Raw genomic sequence first — 14,659 nt, 5'->3', positions numbered from 1 at the left:
AATATTGAGGGCTTTTTGTATTTATACACTTCACATTGTTAGTGCAGGATTCGAGCTCGAAGAGTGCCTTCAATCTGTTTCAATTTCGATAGAGCTTCTTCCGAGCGAGCCGTTTCGACATCAATAACGACATAACCAATATCGGAAGAGGTTTGCAGATACTGACCTGCAATGTTTATTCCTTCCTCAGCGAAAATGGTGTTGATCTGAGTCATGATGCCCGGGCGGTTTTGGTGAATATGCAATAAGCGAGAGCAGTCACGGTGTTCTGGTAGCGATACCTCTGGGAAGTTCACGCTTGATAATGTCGAGCCGTTATCTGAGTATTTTGCCAGCTTGCCAGCCACTTCGACACCAATGTTTTCTTGTGCTTCCTGTGTCGAACCGCCAACGTGAGGCGTTAGGATCACGTTGTCGTATTGCATCAGTGGTGACTCAAATGGGTCGGCATTGGTCTTTGGCTCCGTTGGGAACACATCGATAGCGGCACCGGCAATGTGCCTTGCTTCTAAGCTGTGACATAGCGCAGGAATATCAACCACAGTGCCGCGCGCTGCATTGATAAAGATTGAACCTGGCTTCATGCGAGCAAACTCTTCAGATCCCATCATGTTCTTCGTTTCTGGTGTTTCAGGAACATGTAAAGAGATGACATCACATTTGTTTAGCAGCTCACTCATCGTATGGACTTGCGTAGCATTACCGAGCGAAAGCTTGTTTTCGATGTCATAAAAATAGACACGCATGCCTAGGTTTTCGGCAATAATCCCTAGCTGCGTACCGATGTGGCCGTAGCCAATGATACCAAGTCGCTTGCCACGAGCCTCGTAAGAGTGGTCCGCGCTTTTCTTCCAGATTCCACGGTGAGCAAGGGCATTCTTCTCAGGAATGCCGCGCAGCAGCAACAAGATCTGACCTAGAACTAATTCGGCCACGCTTCGTGTATTTGAAAATGGTGCATTGAAAACGGGCACACCGCGTTTAGCTGCAGCAGCAAGGTCAACCTGGTTCGTACCAATACAAAAACAGCCGATAGCAACAAGCTTCTGTGCTGCGTTGATGACTTCTTCTGATAAGTTAGTTCTTGAACGAATGCCAATAAAGTGTGCGTCCTTTACGGCTTCTAATAGTTCATCTTCAGGTAGTGAACCTTTGTGGTAAGTAATATTGCTGTATCCAGCCGCTTGTAATACTTCAACAGAAGAGGGATGCAAACCTTCAAGAAGCAAAATTTTAATTTTATCTTTTTCCAGTGAAACTTTGGCCATCTAAATCATCCTTAAAATGGGGCTTGGGCTGTTCTTATTTGCACAGTCGCAAATCAAAAAATATGCTGGCGGAAATGACTGAGTGCTTGACGCAAACGTTTTCCTTTTACTTATCGTGAAAGATAAAGTAACAAAAAATACTCAGTTTGGGTAAGAAAATTACGGAATAAGGAATAATATTCTTATAGAAAAATAAAAAAACGGCGCACAGGACGCCGTTTTCTATCAAATGATGTTAAATCACATCATTCTTCGATTTTTGCACCTTCCGGTGTGCCTGTAATCACAACATCAGCACCGCGGTTAGCGAAGAGACCAACAGTAACAACACCAGCAATTGCGTTGATTTGATCCTCAAGCTGCTTAGGGTTGCTGATTTTCAGGCCGTAAATATCCAATATCACGTTGCCATTGTCGGTTACGACACCTTCGCGATAGGCAGGGTCACCGCCAAGTTTTACCAATTCACGAGCCACGTAAGAGCGCGCCATTGGAATAACTTCAATCGGAAGTGGGAATTCGCCCAGCACATCAACGGCTTTGGTTCCGTCCACGATACAAACGAACTTTTCTGAAATTGCCGCGACGATCTTTTCACGAGTTAATGCTGCACCACCGCCTTTGATCATGTCACGAGCAGGGTTGATTTCGTCAGCACCATCGACATAGACGTCCAGTTTTACGACGTCGTTGCATTCATAAACTTCTATATCCAACTCTTTTAGCCGTGCTGTTGATGCTTCAGAGCTTGATACGGCACCTTTGATATCTTCTTTGATTGAGCCCAGCGCATCGATGAAGTGATTCACTGTGGAGCCCGTACCGACGCCAACAATACTGCCTTTTTCGACATATTTCAGTGCAGCCCAGCCTGCTGCTTTCTTCATTTCATCTTGAGTCATATCCGATTCCCGATTGTTTGGTTTAGGTGAAAGTGCGGCGCGATTATATAACTAATTGCCGGAAAGAGGAGGGATAAATAGAAAAAATGTGCTTAAACGAGTGTTTTACCAACGCCAGATGTCATTCGGCGTCACGATGGTGTGCATGGGGATATCCCATGCTTCGCTAGGCAGCTTATCGACGTGCTGACAATGATGCGCCACACCAATAGCAATGGGGCCCTGATCTTCCTGGTGATAAGGCGTGAGCGTTCGGTCATAGTAACCACCGCCCATCCCTAACCTGTGGCCCGTCGTATCGAAAGCGACTAAAGGGGTAAAAATAATGTCCAGAGCTTTGGTCGGTATGATATGGCGAATGTCGAGCCTCGGTTCCAAAATATGGTATTGGTTGTATACCATGTCGGTGTCGGGGGTGTAGCGGGTAAACAGCAGATGGCCGCGAGAAAATGGGTGTATGACTGGCAGGAACGTCGCGATGTTGTGCTGCCAGCAGTATTCGATCAATGGATGAGTATCAAGTTCGCCATCCGCCGACAGATAGAGCGCCACCCGCTTCGCATGTTGTAACTCGTTAAGTTGTTGGCATTGCAGCGACAGTTGTTGAGCCGCGTATTGCTGCTGCTCGAGAGAAAGGCTTCGCCTGCGTTGACGCATTTGTTGGCGGATTTCTCGTCGAATCGCTGATTGCATAAGGAATACCCCAGAGTGCCGTTGAGGATTGTGGCCCTTGAACCAGCTGGTTCAAGGCGGATCAGCAACGATGACCGTAGGCTTCTCGGTACGAGCCGAGCTTGCTCAATAGTTATCAAGTACTAACCCTTAGTTATTGCTTATCGGCTCAGGGACTTAAATCCACTGACGCACACCCCAGGGTAAAATTAGGTTTGCTGTCCCTGCTTTACTTTACTAATAGCATCTTCTAAACATGCCGCGAGCTGCTCCATGCGCTCGTTCATTTGGTTTACTTCTGCAAGAGATTGATGTCTCTTGCTATTGAGTTCATAAGACATATTGAGTGCTGCGATAGTCAATAGCTTTAGCTCGTTGGTTACTTTAGTGCGTTGCGCCATTTGTTGCAACCGATCATCAAGATCCTTTGCTGCTCGCAGTAAAGGCTCTTCTTGGCCCGCTGGGCAATTTACTCGTGTGATCTTTCCTAGTATTTCAACGTCCACTGCTTGATTATCCATATTGCAATAACTCTAATTACGTACCGCTAGAACCCATGGTAAACCCGAACGGAAACTATAGGTAAAGCGATCATAAGATTCAAGCTTTTAACGCCCAAGATTGTCAAATGCGTGGTTAATAACACACGAAATCAACAATTAGCACAAAAGGTACTCAGTAGACCGTTTTCGCTGGCTAGAGGAAGTGATAGCATGGTGGTTACTTTTAACGACGAGTGAACCATTTTATGAGTGAAACAAAACTTCCTTCTTATTTGAGTATTGCAACTGAGCTGCAAAATGCTGGGTTGGCAGTAACTCCTGCTGAATTGCACGGCTTGCTCGTCGGTATGTTAGCTGGTGGACTTAGTGTTAATGAAAAGAACTGGCAGCCCATTTTGTTTGATTACACCAACGATGGTTTGGGTTGGCCTCAGTCAACTTTAACAGCAGCAAAGTCGATATTGGATCATTCGTTTGCACAACTGAACGCTAACCAGTTTGAATTGGATCTGTTTCTTCCTGATGACGATGCCAGTGCCACTATCTTTGATGTGGCCGATGAGCTGGCCATGTGGGTCAATCACTTCATCTCTGGCTTAGGATTGATTGGAACTCAATTAAATAAGCTTTCAGCCAATAGCAAAGAGGCTTTGGCCGATCTCGAAGAGATCTCTAAATTGGGCATTGATGAAGATGATGATATAGAAGAGCAAGCTCTTTTGCTTGAGCAGGTCATTGAGCATGTTAAGGCTTGTGTCATGACCATCCATACTGAGTTTGGGTTGAAAGCACCTAACTCAGATAGCAAACCAACGATTCATTAAAGAGAAGCCATTGTGAGCAAACAGTATGATTTGGTAATTGCAGGTGGAGCAATGACTGGCTCAACGCTCGCCCTTGCATTAAGCCAAATAAATAACGGGGCGCTCAACATCGCTGTGGTTGAGCCATTCCACATCGATAACCATCAGCACCCAGGGTTTGATGCTCGCTCGATTGCGTTATCATACGGCACTGTTGAGATTTTAAAGCGCTTTGATATCTGGTCTGCGATAGCAGATCATGCCACGCCGATAACACACATTCATGTATCAGATCGTGGTCATTGTGGTATGACGGACTTTGAGGCTCAGCAGTATGGTTTATCTGCAATGGGATACGTGGTCGAACTGGCCACTGTCGGGGCGAGATTGGTCGAGCTGCTCAAGAGCAAAGCGAACATCGATTGGTTATGCCCATCCAGAGTGGTCGATATGTCACGCAGCGTAGACAGCGTCGCCCTAACCCTTGCTGGCGAAAGCGAAGAGACTCGCGTTGTTCATGCCAAGCTTGTGGTTGCCGCCGACGGTGCCAATTCTCAGATCGGCGAGCTTGCGAAGTTAACCATGACTCAAATGGACTTTGAACAAACTGCAGTAATTGCCAACGTGGTCACCAGTAAAGCCCACCAAGGACAAGCGTTTGAGCGCTTTACCCCTCATGGGCCCTTGGCTCTACTGCCAATGAGTGATGCTCGAAGTTCTTTGGTGTGGTGTATGCCTGACACAAAAGCGCAAGAGGTATGCTCGTTGTCCGGTGACGAGTTTTTGCGAAGATTACAGCACCAGTTTGGTTGGCGACTTGGTGAATTTACGAAAGTAGGCAGCGTGGCTTCCTATCCATTGATTTTAACTCAGCGCCCCCAGAATGTGTCTCATCGAATTGCGGTAGTGGGCAATGCTGCTCAAACGCTTCATCCTATTGCAGGTCAAGGTTTTAACCTTGGGATCCGCGATGTCGCGACATTGGTCGACTCTCTGCAAACCAATATTATGGATCTTGGTGACTACGCCAACCTAAGTCAATTTAGACAAAGAAGAGAAGCTGACCGTGAGTTGACCGTGTCGCTGACCTCTTCACTAGTACATACTTTTTCAAACGATTGGCCAGCGATGGTTGTCGCACGCAACCTTGGTTTGGCAATTATGGATAATTTATCAGTTGTAAAGTCTCCACTGTTCAAACGTACGGCAGGAATGGTAGAGATATGATGGAGCCCAAATGCAAAGTTTTGATATAGCCATTATTGGCGGTGGCATGGTCGGGCTAACGCTTGCTCGTGCATTGAAAGACAGCGATCTTAGAGTCGCGATTATCGAAGGCAAAGAACCAAGCCGTGAGGTCACAGAGCAACCCGACGTTCGCGTTTCTGCATTAAGCCGAGCAAGCGAGAGAATTTTAAAAAATGTGTCGGCATGGCCGGCCATTGAACGTCACCATTGCCAACCCTACAGTGCAATGGAAGTTTGGGAGCAAGACAGTTTTGCTCGCATTGAGTTCTCAGCGAATCAATTTTCCCAGCCTAACCTTGGCCATATTGTGGAGAATCGACGGATACAGACCGCGTTGCTTGAGCAAGTAGAGCAGCAATCGAATGTCACGCTGTTCATACCCGAATGCTGCCAATCAATGGTGGTGGGGGAAAATGAAGTTTGGTTAACCCTCAATAATGCTCAGTCATTAACGGCTCGGCTCGTTGTTGGCGCTGATGGCGCTAACTCCTGGGTTCGGCAGCAGCAAGATATCCCATTGACGCAATGGGATTATGGTCATAGTGCACTGGTGGCGAATATTCGTACTGATGAGCCTCATGACAATATTGCCAGACAGGTATTTACCCCTCAAGGGCCGTTGGCTTTTTTACCAATCGATGACAAAAACTTGTGCTCTATTGTATGGTCTACCGATCCTCTGCGTGCACAGGCATTAAGCCAGATGTCTGAAATGGAGTTTTGTAAGGCGCTGACTGCCGAGTTTGATGGGCGCCTAGGTTTGTGTTCATTAACCAGTGAGCGTGGTGTATTCCCCCTTAAAATGCGCTACGCAAGAGATTTTGTGACCGAACGTATTGCCTTGGTTGGTGACGCAGCACACACTATTCATCCTCTGGCAGGGCAAGGCGTTAATTTGGGGTTGCTTGACGCAGCAAGTTTAGCGCAAGAGATCTTAACTCTTTGGGAGCAGGGGTTAGACATTGGCAAGCAAAAACACCTTCGTTGCTACGAACGTTGGCGCAAAGCAGAAGCGGCGAAAATGATAGCGGCAATGCAAGGATTTAGAGACCTGTTTGAAGGCAATAACCCGGCGAAAAAACTTGTTCGTGGTATAGGGATGAAATTGGTGGGGCAGTTACCAGGAGCCAAGCAAGAAATCATGACTCGAGCGTTAGGTATGAAAGGGAAGCTTCCCGATCTTGCAAGGTAATTTTTCTTAGCCTTTAACTAATAAAGGCATCGCGAATTGACGCGCGATGCCTATGAATAATTTGAAATTTAGTGCCTAATTGAGGTAGAACAACTACGATGCGTGAGAAAAATTAGGCATATGCACAACGTAGTTTCATGATTTCTTGGTTTACTTCATTTACCGTTTGAAAGTGCCTTTTTTCTGCGCGTTCAGGGAGTATCAACTTCCCATTGTCAAACTCAAACTTACCTACTCCGTAGATATAAATTCTTCCTTTAAATAAACGACTTATGTGTTTAGCAATCATACTTGGTGTATAGCGCTTAAACAGTCTCATTCATCCATCCTTCTCTTATTACCTAGCTCGAAAATTATAGTGATATCATATTAAAAATTGTGTGACAGAGTTGTCTTTATGGCTCAAAGGCACCTTCTCAATGAGAGTTTTGTGCTGCTGTAGGCAAATTGCCAGCAAAAGAACCAAATGCTTGTGATTATGACCACAAAAAATAGCTTAAAATGTAATTTGTACAGCGTAAGCTGCTATTAGAACCAACTAGTATTACAAGTGTATGATAGCAAAGTAAGTTTTTTGTAATGGTCCGGTATAACGAACGAATATGAGTTTACAGTTATAACAATGCATTGGGACTAATATTGAATAAGACCGTGCATGTCGATAAAAGTTGTCACTTTTTAAAGAATGTTCACATTTTGCCAGCTGAGTTGCAGCGAGAAAGGAAAAAAAAGCCCGCATAGCGGGCAAATGTCACAGATGCATTACACAAAAGTGGAGTACTGTTGAACAGCGGTTTCACTCTAGTGTTACTTCAGCAAGGTAATTCGCTACTTTGCTGACGTTGATTACAATATAACAATACGCCTGAAATGACTATTTATGCTTTTTATTTGACTAACAAATCATAAGAAAGCTTGCTGTTATTCGATTTAACTCTCAGTCTTGAGTGTGATCTGTGCAACAGAAAGCAATGGAAATGTGATCTGTGGTTAGCGGGTAATGTCATCAAAGAGGGGGTTTATGAGCTGAATAAGATCTCGGGTTGCCAGAGCTATCCCAGCTAGATTACTGCCACTGCTGATTGATACCTCGTCTTTGAGTATGATATTGCGGTCAAAAATAATAGGAAGCGGTGTTTTTAGCTTGATGGGACAAACACTGCCAAGCTGGTAACCTGTTATGATTTCGACATCCTGCCCAGAAACACATGTCATGCGGCGCCATTGCAAACGGTGCCTCACCTTTTTGGGGTCAATTTGTTGGTCGCCAAAGCAACACGCTAGAGCATAGTTATTACCCATATCCCTAAGCAACATTGATTTGACCATGATGCTAGGGCTGATTCCCCTTAAACGCGCAGCGTCTTCGATACTGCTTGCAGGGGCATTTTGTTGAAGAATGCGAAATGGGATTTCGCATTCTTCAAGGTGTTGAGTGACGATGGTTTTCACCAGTTACTCATCCTCAAGTGAATATGGCAGCGGGGTAATGGAAAGCTGCACTTCAGGGGCCTGCTTGATTCTTAAGAGTGTATCGGGTTCAAGGTTGTTGGCAATAATGGCATTGGCAATCCAGTGCCCATCATCAAACTGGAAATGATTTAGTATCGGGCCAGCTGAACGCCAGTTTTCACCAACAGCTCGCTCGAGCTCTAAGTCCTCATCAACAGTGTTAATTGCTGAAAGTTGACCCTCAATGATGGCCATCATGCGTTTATTGATGCCCCGATATTTTGCTCGTGCGACGGTTTCTTGCCCGGTATAACAGCCTTTGTTGAAGCTGATTCCCCCCAATGCCTGCAAGTTAAATGCTTGCGGGATGTGGGCATTTTGGCTTTCAGCGGCTAGATAAGGCAATGCCTGCTCAATGTCATAACGAGACCAGTATTTCTCGTCACAAACGACGGCTTCAGAGCTTTCAATGTATTGGGTAATAAACTGATCTGCAACGAGCAGCATCCATCGCGACGCATCAATTTGGACAGCGCTACTGTCATCATTCTGGCGTACAGAACCTTTGCCTTCAAAATGGTTGTCTATCCAGGCTTGCGCTTCATCGCCCATCACACCGATAACGTGTAGGCTGCTTTCATCAATGGTGACTTTGGAGAATACCGAGTATTTTTTGATTTCCGTCAGCTCTGCAGAGATAGCGCTCTTGGGTTGCAGCATCGCATAGCCTCGGCGGGTATGGCACAAACGGAAAATACTCCATACTTTTCCTTTGGCCTCACAGTGCGCTCCTAGGGTCGAATCTCCTTGCTCTAAAGAGACAACATCACAGGTCACTTGCCCTTGCAAATAAGATTTTTTGTCTTCGCCAACAACTTCAATGGCGCCCCATGATGTCAACGGCGCAAAGGTAAGCTTAGGAAGTGTGGTGCTTGGTGTTAGCTGTAGAGATTGTAGTTGTGGTTGCCAGTTCATGTTAAATGCCTTGCTAAGGAGTTCGTTGGCATTATGTTAAGCCGCTTTCTCCAATTTGTCAGCTTTCATATGGGTGTTCAGCGGGTAAATCATTGCTGTAGGCAATGTAACTTATGTAGTGAAATATTTTTCTTGTGACCTAGATAGGAGTTGTGAGAATGTTGGGGTGGTTGAGCTAGCAGTGGCTTGTTACACTCGAAAAAAATGAAGTAACGGAGAATGGAATGTACTCTGACGGAGAAAAAGCAAGAATAAAGTGGGCCTGTCGTCGTGGAATGCTAGAGCTTGATGTGGTGATTATGCCGTTCTTTGAAGAGTGTTTCGAAACGCTTAATGAACAAGAGCAGAAAGATTTCGTCTCCCTTCTTGAATGCGATGATCCGGATCTTTTTACTTGGGTGATGGGGCATGGTAGAAGCGAAAATTTAGGTCATGCTTCAATGGTCGACAAAATTGTCGCACACAACCTTAGCAAGGTCCGATAACTCTAATTCCCGCTTAACCATTGCGCCCAGCTTAATGTGGGCGCAATGCGACCTCAAATATTCTATTTACAGCTACAGTTTGGCTTTAGCTCTGTTTGCACTGTTGAGTTGGCTGTTTATCCTGCTCGATATACCGTTGCCGATCGTGGCGCTTTTGACACCACGTTGGATGTCCACCCGCCTAGTTTTTCCTGCTTTGTCTGGACAGGTCAAAATCAGAGCCCCCAATACGTTGTATTATCAGCAAACACGCGCCTGCATCAAACACTGTCATACAGGCTATGCGCTTTGGGTGGTTATCATTACGCTAACCAGTGGCCAGCGTTTTCTGATCTGGCGAGATGCGTGTGATGAGTCTAGTTACAGACATTTGCTTGCCACAATAAAAAGCGGCCACCTACAATGTGACCGCCGATCGAGAAGTTAGGTCCAATAGAAAGCTTAGCGCTTTGGTGTGAGTATGGTTGGGCCGCTGCCTTCTTTTAGCTCAGGGTAATCTAGGGTGTAATGAAGTCCGCGACTTTCTTTACGCTGCATAGCACAGCGAACCATCAACTCGGCCACTTGCAATAGATTACGAAGCTCTAAAAGATTGTTAGAGACTTTGAAGTTGCTGTAGTACTCGTGAGTTTCTTGCTGCAATAACTGGATGCGACGCAGAGCTCTCTCTAGGCGCTTGTCAGTACGTACAATGCCCATATAATCCCACATAAACAGACGCAACTCGTGCCAATTATGCTGGATGACCACCTCTTCATCTGAGCAGCTAACCTGGCTCTCATCCCAAGCAGGAAGAGAAGCGGCATGTTGTGCTGTCGGTAGTTGTTTGATGATCTCTAGTGCTGCAGACCAAGCGTAAACGACGCACTCCAACAATGAGTTTGAAGCCATGCGGTTGGCGCCATGTAGTCCGGTGTAGCTGACTTCCCCGATTGCGTACAATTGTTGTAAATCAGTTTGACCCGCCTTATCCACCATGACGCCACCACAGGTATAGTGTGCTGCCGGAACAATAGGGATAGGCTCTTTGGTCATATCGATGCCAAGATCTTGAAGTCGCATATGAATGGTAGGGAAGTGCTTAACAATAAACTCTTCGGGTTTATGGCTAATATCCAGATACATGCAGTCCGCACCCAAACGTTTCATCTCAAAATCAATGGCGCGTGCAACCACATCACGAGGCGCCAGCTCTTCACGATCATCAAAGTCGGGCATAAAACGAGAGCCGTCAGGGCGTCGCAGATAAGCGCCTTCTCCCCGCAGTGCTTCGGTCAATAAGAAATTTCGAGCTTCTGGATGATACAAACATGTCGGATGGAACTGGTTGAACTCTAGGTTAGCAACGCGGCACCCTGCACGCCATGCCATCGCGATACCGTCACCGGAAGAAACATCAGGGTTAGACGTGTATTGATACACTTTTGAAGCGCCGCCCGTTGCCAGGACAACAAATTTCGCGCGTACGGTTTCAACATTTTCTAGGTCACGGTTCCAGATATAAGCACCGATGACTTTGCCGTTGTCTTGGTCAGGCAATTCTTCGGTGATCAAATCCAGCGCGTTGTGCCGCTCTAAGATATTGATGTTAGGGTGATTATGAACATTATCCTGTAAGGAGGTTTGCATTGCCATGCCAGTTGCGTCGGCCGCATGCAGAATCCGGCGGTGACTGTGACCCCCTTCTCGCGTCAGGTGATAACGAGGTTTATCGTCGCTGTCGTTTTCTTCACGATCGAAGGGTACGCCGCCATCGATGAGCCATTGAACACACTCCTTGGCATTTTCAGCAATAAACTTGACCGTGTCTTCTTCACACAAGCCAGCACCCGCTATCTGAGTATCATTGATATGAGACTCGATACTATCGTCTTCATCGAATACCGCAGCAATACCCCCCTGTGCATAGTAGGTGGCTCCTTCGCTACGTGGTCCTTTACTCAATACGGTGACTTTACAGTGCTCAGCAACTCGCAAAGCTAGCGATAATCCTGCTGCGCCACTTCCAATGACCAGTACATCACAGAGGTGCTCTCGGTTTGTGTTCATAAATATTTTAAAATCCTGAGTTACAGCCAAGCAAAGTGGTCGATTATACAATCGCTTGGTAACCAAATCTTGTTGAATGCTATGATTACATCGATTTTTTTCGGTGTTGCCCACAATGTGAAACAATGAAATATTAATTGTGTTGAGTTGCTAACTCATTCATTCTTATAAGCTGTCATCATTGTAGTTGACGCTAATTCACATTGTTAATGATAAAAAACAAAAAAAACTCGAAAGCATTGAACTTTCTTTTTTACATAGAGTCACAATAGTGCTCATGTAAGCGGTGGTGTCAATACTACATTTTGCATAATTAAGACCCATATCTGAGAAGATACGGGTGATAACGATAGGAGTATACGCTCGAATGAACGAGCAGCTGACCGATCAGGTGCTGATTGAGCGCGTTCAAAATGGGGATAAACAAGCCTTTAATCTTTTGGTATTAAAGTATCAAAATAAGGTGTGCAACCTCATTTCAAGGTACGTGAGCAATTCGGGGGATGTAGCGGATATCGCCCAAGAAGCATTCATAAAGGCGTATCGGGCTATACCAACGTTTCGAGGGGAAAGTGCCTTCTATACATGGTTGTACCGTATCGCTGTAAATACCGCAAAAAACCACATCGTTGCTCAAAGTCGTAGACCGCCAGCAAGTGATGTTGATGTAGATGACGCTGAATACTATGAAACGGCTAATGCGTTGAAAGAAATTTCGAACCCAGAGAATTTAGCGTTGTCGAAAGAATTGAAGCAAGTTGTCTTTAACGCCATAGAGGCGTTACCAGAGGACTTGAAAACAGCAATGACGTTGCGAGAGCTTGATGGTTTGAGTTACGAAGAAATTGCAGAAGTAATGGATTGCCCCGTAGGAACGGTACGCTCGCGTATCTTCCGTGCTCGTGAAGCGGTCGAGAAGAAAATGAAACCTCTTCTTGAGCACTAGAACCAGTAACAATAATGGTGAATATAATGGCTGACAAACAAAAGCTTTCAGCATTCATGGATGGAAATATCAAAGATGAAGCGTTGTTTGATGAAATATCAAATGACTCGAAAAGTCTTGAAGCTTGGCAAAACTACCACCTTATCGGCGATGTGATGAGAGGGGATGCGCCAGACAGCTTAGAGTGGAATATCGCTGAAAGTGTCGCAATGGCATTAGAAGATGAGCCCGCACATAGTGCACAACAGGCTCATTTGAGTAATGTTGCTCCATTGGAAACTCAACCGACACCAGCTCAAGCTAAACGTCAGTTACCAGCTTGGCTTAATCAACTAGGTCAGGTTGCTGTGGCGGCCAGTGTTTCGCTGGTGGTCATATTTGGGATTCAGCAATACGCGGGTCAAGATCCTTCACAATCTGAGCTCGAGCAACTTCCTGTGCTGCAGACTATTCCGTTTGCCGGAAGTGTCGAACCCGTTAGTCTGACACGTAATTCGGTTGCTCGTGCGAGCGTCACTGACACCGCGAATGTGCAAGAGCAGCGTCGCCGCGTTAACGCACTATTGCAAGATTATGAATTGCAATTGAGACTGAATGCAGAAGCTCAGCCTTCCCACATCGATGATACAGATTCGGTAATTGAATGAAAAAATTTCTGACCAGTTCACTACTGCTGCTCAGTTTATTTGGAACCAAAGCCTTTGCAGAACAAGAGTCTGCGGAGGCTTTGTTGCATCAAATGAGTAAAGCCAGTCAGCAGTTAAATTACGAACTGTCGTATATCTTAATAAAGAAAAGCAGTATAGAACCGCTCTTGTACCGTCATGCTAACCATCAACAGCAGCAGTTTGCTCATTTGGTCTATTTGAGCGGCCCTGTTCGTGAGGTGATTCGACGTGGCAATGAAGTGAGCTACATTGAACCTGGCGTCGAGCCATTTACTATTGAGTCAGGCTCTATGGTGGCTCCGCTTATTCCTTTGCTAAATGGTGATATTGACTATTTGAGTCAGTATTACGATTACGTCCGTGTTGGACGAGCAAGAGAAGCAGGCGCAGCAACTCAGGTGTTTCGAATTGTTCCTAAAGATGGCCTGCGCTATTCCTACGTCCTTTGGATGGATGAAATCAGCAAGCTACCGCTAAGAGCAGATCTATTGGACAGAGATGGTGAGATTCTAGAGCAGTACCGTGTCATCTCGTATACCGTCAATGAGCAAATAGCCTCTATGCTAGGTAAGTTGAATGAAGTGGAATTGCCCGCTGTACTTTCGCTTCCAAAAGGCAACATTGAAAAAACCTATTGGCAAGTGGGTTGGACCCCTGAAGGGTTTAAGCCGAATGATTTGAATCGCTATCGAATGTTCAATAGCGAAGATGTGGTTGAGAGCCAAATGTTCAGTGACGGTTTGTTTAGCTTTTCCGTCTATGTGTCAGAAAGTGACAACAACTCTTTACGTGGTCAACTGATTCGTCAGGGGCGAAGAACGGTGCACAGTATCGTTCTCGGAGACCGGCAGATTTCGGTTGTCGGTGATATTCCGCCCGCGACAGCTAAACGTATTGCACAATCCGTTAGCCTAAATGCGATGAGCTCGGAGAAGCCCGCCCCAAGCGAGGATACGCCTCAATGATGAAGGCGCTGGCAACGGTAGCGTCTGTCTATCGTGAAGGGCAAAGCTACTGCGTTGAGCTCAGTTGTGAGCAACAGACCAGTTGTAACTCGTGCCAGTCTAAAAGTAGTTGTGGTACCGGTATTGTCAGTAAAGCGCTTGGCAACAAACAGTTGTCCTGGCAACTTAAAACAGAGAAAGCCGTTCAACCAGGTGATGTGGTTGAAATCGGCTTTCCTGAGAAACGATTATTGCAATCGGCTGCTCTGGTTTATTTACTTCCTATCTTATTTCTTTTCATTGGCGCGCTCTTTGGGCAGTTTGTATTGAACGCATCGCTCGCAACAGGTGAACCTGTGACTATACTGAGTGCGTTACTGTTCGCTTTTTGTGGAGTCATGTTAGCCCGTTATCTCGTGCGCCCCTTGGAGAGAAAAACATCACAAAAGGTCATTTTACTCAGAGTCCTCGGACAAGCGATCGCCTAAAAATGGTGCGAACCGTACAGAAATTGGGTAGAATCTGCCAACTTGAATGAAACGCCAGTTTTAC

17 protein-coding genes and 1 other RNA gene are annotated in these 14,659 nt (G+C 45.8%); 9 read left to right on the top strand and 9 right to left on the bottom strand.

Annotated features, from left to right (window positions below; genetic code table 11):
• Positions 1 to 38: 38 nt before the first annotated feature.
• The 5 genes from serA to LNL84_RS04155 all read right to left on the bottom strand — a co-directional run bounded on the left by serA (position 39) and on the right by LNL84_RS04155 (position 3,363).
• Entirely contained in the window at positions 39 to 1,268 is a 1,230-nt protein-coding gene (gene serA / locus LNL84_RS04175; protein ID WP_244355405.1) for a phosphoglycerate dehydrogenase, read from the bottom strand.
• 245 nt (positions 1,269 to 1,513) lie between these two features.
• Complete coding sequence (gene rpiA, locus LNL84_RS04170) at positions 1,514 to 2,170, bottom strand: ribose-5-phosphate isomerase RpiA (protein WP_244355404.1); 657 nt, start codon at positions 2,168 to 2,170, stop codon at positions 1,514 to 1,516.
• Between the two features lie 105 nt (positions 2,171 to 2,275).
• Positions 2,276 to 2,863, bottom strand: a complete 588-nt coding sequence (locus LNL84_RS04165; RefSeq protein ID WP_244355403.1) for a 5-formyltetrahydrofolate cyclo-ligase — start codon at positions 2,861 to 2,863, stop codon at positions 2,276 to 2,278.
• A gap of 3 nt (positions 2,864 to 2,866) precedes the next feature.
• Positions 2,867 to 3,050: non-coding RNA, 6S RNA (gene ssrS / locus LNL84_RS04160), on the bottom strand.
• Between the two features lies 1 nt (position 3,051).
• Positions 3,052 to 3,363 carry a cell division protein ZapA gene (locus tag LNL84_RS04155; RefSeq protein ID WP_244355402.1) on the bottom strand — a complete coding sequence of 104 codons (312 nt, stop codon included), beginning with the start codon at positions 3,361 to 3,363 and terminating at the stop codon, positions 3,052 to 3,054.
• 227 nt (positions 3,364 to 3,590) lie between these two features.
• On the opposite strand from LNL84_RS04155, the gene LNL84_RS04150 reads away from it, so the two are divergent.
• From LNL84_RS04150 to LNL84_RS04140, 3 genes are read left to right on the top strand one after another with little or no spacing between them, the layout of a single operon-like run.
• A complete protein-coding gene (locus LNL84_RS04150; RefSeq protein ID WP_244355401.1) occupies positions 3,591 to 4,169 on the top strand; it encodes a YecA/YgfB family protein in 579 nt (192 codons plus the stop codon).
• 12 nt (positions 4,170 to 4,181) lie between these two features.
• The gene (gene ubiH / locus LNL84_RS04145) at positions 4,182 to 5,375 is read left to right on the top strand and encodes a 2-octaprenyl-6-methoxyphenyl hydroxylase (protein WP_425244281.1); all 1,194 of its coding nucleotides are present in this window, start codon (positions 4,182 to 4,184) and stop codon (positions 5,373 to 5,375) included.
• A gap of 10 nt (positions 5,376 to 5,385) precedes the next feature.
• Positions 5,386 to 6,588: an FAD-dependent 2-octaprenylphenol hydroxylase gene (locus LNL84_RS04140; protein WP_244355400.1), complete on the top strand. Its 1,203-nt coding sequence runs from the start codon at positions 5,386 to 5,388 to the stop codon at positions 6,586 to 6,588.
• Between the two features lie 112 nt (positions 6,589 to 6,700).
• Here LNL84_RS04140 and LNL84_RS04135 read toward each other — a convergent pair whose 3' ends face one another.
• From LNL84_RS04135 to ygfZ, 3 genes are all read right to left on the bottom strand, one after another.
• A complete protein-coding gene (locus LNL84_RS04135; RefSeq protein WP_244355399.1) occupies positions 6,701 to 6,907 on the bottom strand; it encodes a DUF1107 domain-containing protein in 207 nt (68 codons plus the stop codon).
• A gap of 671 nt (positions 6,908 to 7,578) precedes the next feature.
• Positions 7,579 to 8,043, bottom strand: a complete 465-nt coding sequence (locus LNL84_RS04130) for an aminoacyl-tRNA deacylase (protein WP_244355420.1) — start codon at positions 8,041 to 8,043, stop codon at positions 7,579 to 7,581.
• Positions 8,044 to 9,015, bottom strand: coding sequence for a tRNA-modifying protein YgfZ (gene ygfZ, locus LNL84_RS04125; RefSeq protein WP_244355398.1), 972 nt, complete (start codon positions 9,013 to 9,015; stop codon positions 8,044 to 8,046).
• Between the two features lie 224 nt (positions 9,016 to 9,239).
• Between ygfZ and LNL84_RS04120 the strand changes: the two genes are divergently transcribed.
• Positions 9,240 to 9,500 (top strand): FAD assembly factor SdhE, encoded by a 261-nt coding sequence (locus LNL84_RS04120; RefSeq protein ID WP_244355397.1) that lies wholly within the window; start codon positions 9,240 to 9,242, stop codon positions 9,498 to 9,500.
• Positions 9,448 to 9,927, top strand: a complete 480-nt coding sequence (locus LNL84_RS19795) for a protein YgfX (RefSeq protein ID WP_425244280.1) — start codon at positions 9,448 to 9,450, stop codon at positions 9,925 to 9,927. Before LNL84_RS04120 ends, LNL84_RS19795 begins: the two co-directional genes overlap by 53 nt.
• Positions 9,928 to 9,941: 14 nt before the next feature.
• Here the strand turns inward: LNL84_RS19795 and nadB are convergent, their stop codons facing one another.
• Positions 9,942 to 11,549 (bottom strand): L-aspartate oxidase, encoded by a 1,608-nt coding sequence (gene nadB, locus LNL84_RS04115; protein WP_244355396.1) that lies wholly within the window; start codon positions 11,547 to 11,549, stop codon positions 9,942 to 9,944.
• A 367-nt stretch (positions 11,550 to 11,916) separates the two neighbouring features.
• Between nadB and rpoE the strand changes: the two genes are divergently transcribed.
• From rpoE to LNL84_RS04095, 4 genes are read left to right on the top strand one after another with little or no spacing between them, the layout of a single operon-like run.
• Positions 11,917 to 12,495, top strand: coding sequence for an RNA polymerase sigma factor RpoE (rpoE, locus tag LNL84_RS04110; RefSeq protein ID WP_244355395.1), 579 nt, complete (start codon positions 11,917 to 11,919; stop codon positions 12,493 to 12,495).
• 14 nt (positions 12,496 to 12,509) lie between these two features.
• Positions 12,510 to 13,142, top strand: coding sequence for an RseA family anti-sigma factor (locus LNL84_RS04105; RefSeq protein ID WP_244355394.1), 633 nt, complete (start codon positions 12,510 to 12,512; stop codon positions 13,140 to 13,142).
• Complete coding sequence (gene rseB / locus LNL84_RS04100) at positions 13,139 to 14,128, top strand: sigma-E factor regulatory protein RseB (RefSeq protein WP_244355393.1); 990 nt, start codon at positions 13,139 to 13,141, stop codon at positions 14,126 to 14,128. The genes LNL84_RS04105 and rseB overlap by 4 nt, the downstream gene beginning before the upstream one ends.
• On the top strand, positions 14,125 to 14,595 hold the full coding sequence (locus tag LNL84_RS04095; protein ID WP_244355392.1) for a SoxR reducing system RseC family protein: 471 nt from the start codon (positions 14,125 to 14,127) through the stop codon (positions 14,593 to 14,595). Before rseB ends, LNL84_RS04095 begins: the two co-directional genes overlap by 4 nt.
• Positions 14,596 to 14,659 lie beyond the last annotated feature (64 nt).

This window comes from Vibrio gelatinilyticus (assembly GCF_022836845.1).
Lineage (GTDB): Bacteria > Pseudomonadota > Gammaproteobacteria > Enterobacterales > Vibrionaceae > Vibrio > Vibrio gelatinilyticus.
This window is presented reverse-complemented; position numbering and strand designations above follow the sequence as displayed.

Coding starts and splice junctions, on each gene's coding strand:
- serA (WP_244355405.1), bottom strand. CDS start 1,268: ATGGCCAAAGTTTCACTGGAAAAAGATAAAATTAAAATTTTGCTTCTT.
- rpiA (WP_244355404.1), bottom strand. CDS start 2,170: ATGACTCAAGATGAAATGAAGAAAGCAGCAGGCTGGGCTGCACTGAAA.
- LNL84_RS04165 (WP_244355403.1), bottom strand. CDS start 2,863: ATGCAATCAGCGATTCGACGAGAAATCCGCCAACAAATGCGTCAACGC.
- LNL84_RS04155 (WP_244355402.1), bottom strand. CDS start 3,363: ATGGATAATCAAGCAGTGGACGTTGAAATACTAGGAAAGATCACACGA.
- LNL84_RS04150 (WP_244355401.1), top strand. CDS start 3,591: ATGAGTGAAACAAAACTTCCTTCTTATTTGAGTATTGCAACTGAGCTG.
- LNL84_RS04140 (WP_244355400.1), top strand. CDS start 5,386: ATGCAAAGTTTTGATATAGCCATTATTGGCGGTGGCATGGTCGGGCTA.
- LNL84_RS04135 (WP_244355399.1), bottom strand. CDS start 6,907: ATGAGACTGTTTAAGCGCTATACACCAAGTATGATTGCTAAACACATA.
- ygfZ (WP_244355398.1), bottom strand. CDS start 9,015: ATGAACTGGCAACCACAACTACAATCTCTACAGCTAACACCAAGCACC.
- LNL84_RS04120 (WP_244355397.1), top strand. CDS start 9,240: ATGTACTCTGACGGAGAAAAAGCAAGAATAAAGTGGGCCTGTCGTCGT.
- LNL84_RS19795 (WP_425244280.1), top strand. CDS start 9,448: ATGCTTCAATGGTCGACAAAATTGTCGCACACAACCTTAGCAAGGTCC.
- nadB (WP_244355396.1), bottom strand. CDS start 11,549: ATGAACACAAACCGAGAGCACCTCTGTGATGTACTGGTCATTGGAAGT.
- rpoE (WP_244355395.1), top strand. CDS start 11,917: ATGAACGAGCAGCTGACCGATCAGGTGCTGATTGAGCGCGTTCAAAAT.
- LNL84_RS04105 (WP_244355394.1), top strand. CDS start 12,510: ATGGTGAATATAATGGCTGACAAACAAAAGCTTTCAGCATTCATGGAT.
- rseB (WP_244355393.1), top strand. CDS start 13,139: ATGAAAAAATTTCTGACCAGTTCACTACTGCTGCTCAGTTTATTTGGA.
- LNL84_RS04095 (WP_244355392.1), top strand. CDS start 14,125: ATGATGAAGGCGCTGGCAACGGTAGCGTCTGTCTATCGTGAAGGGCAA.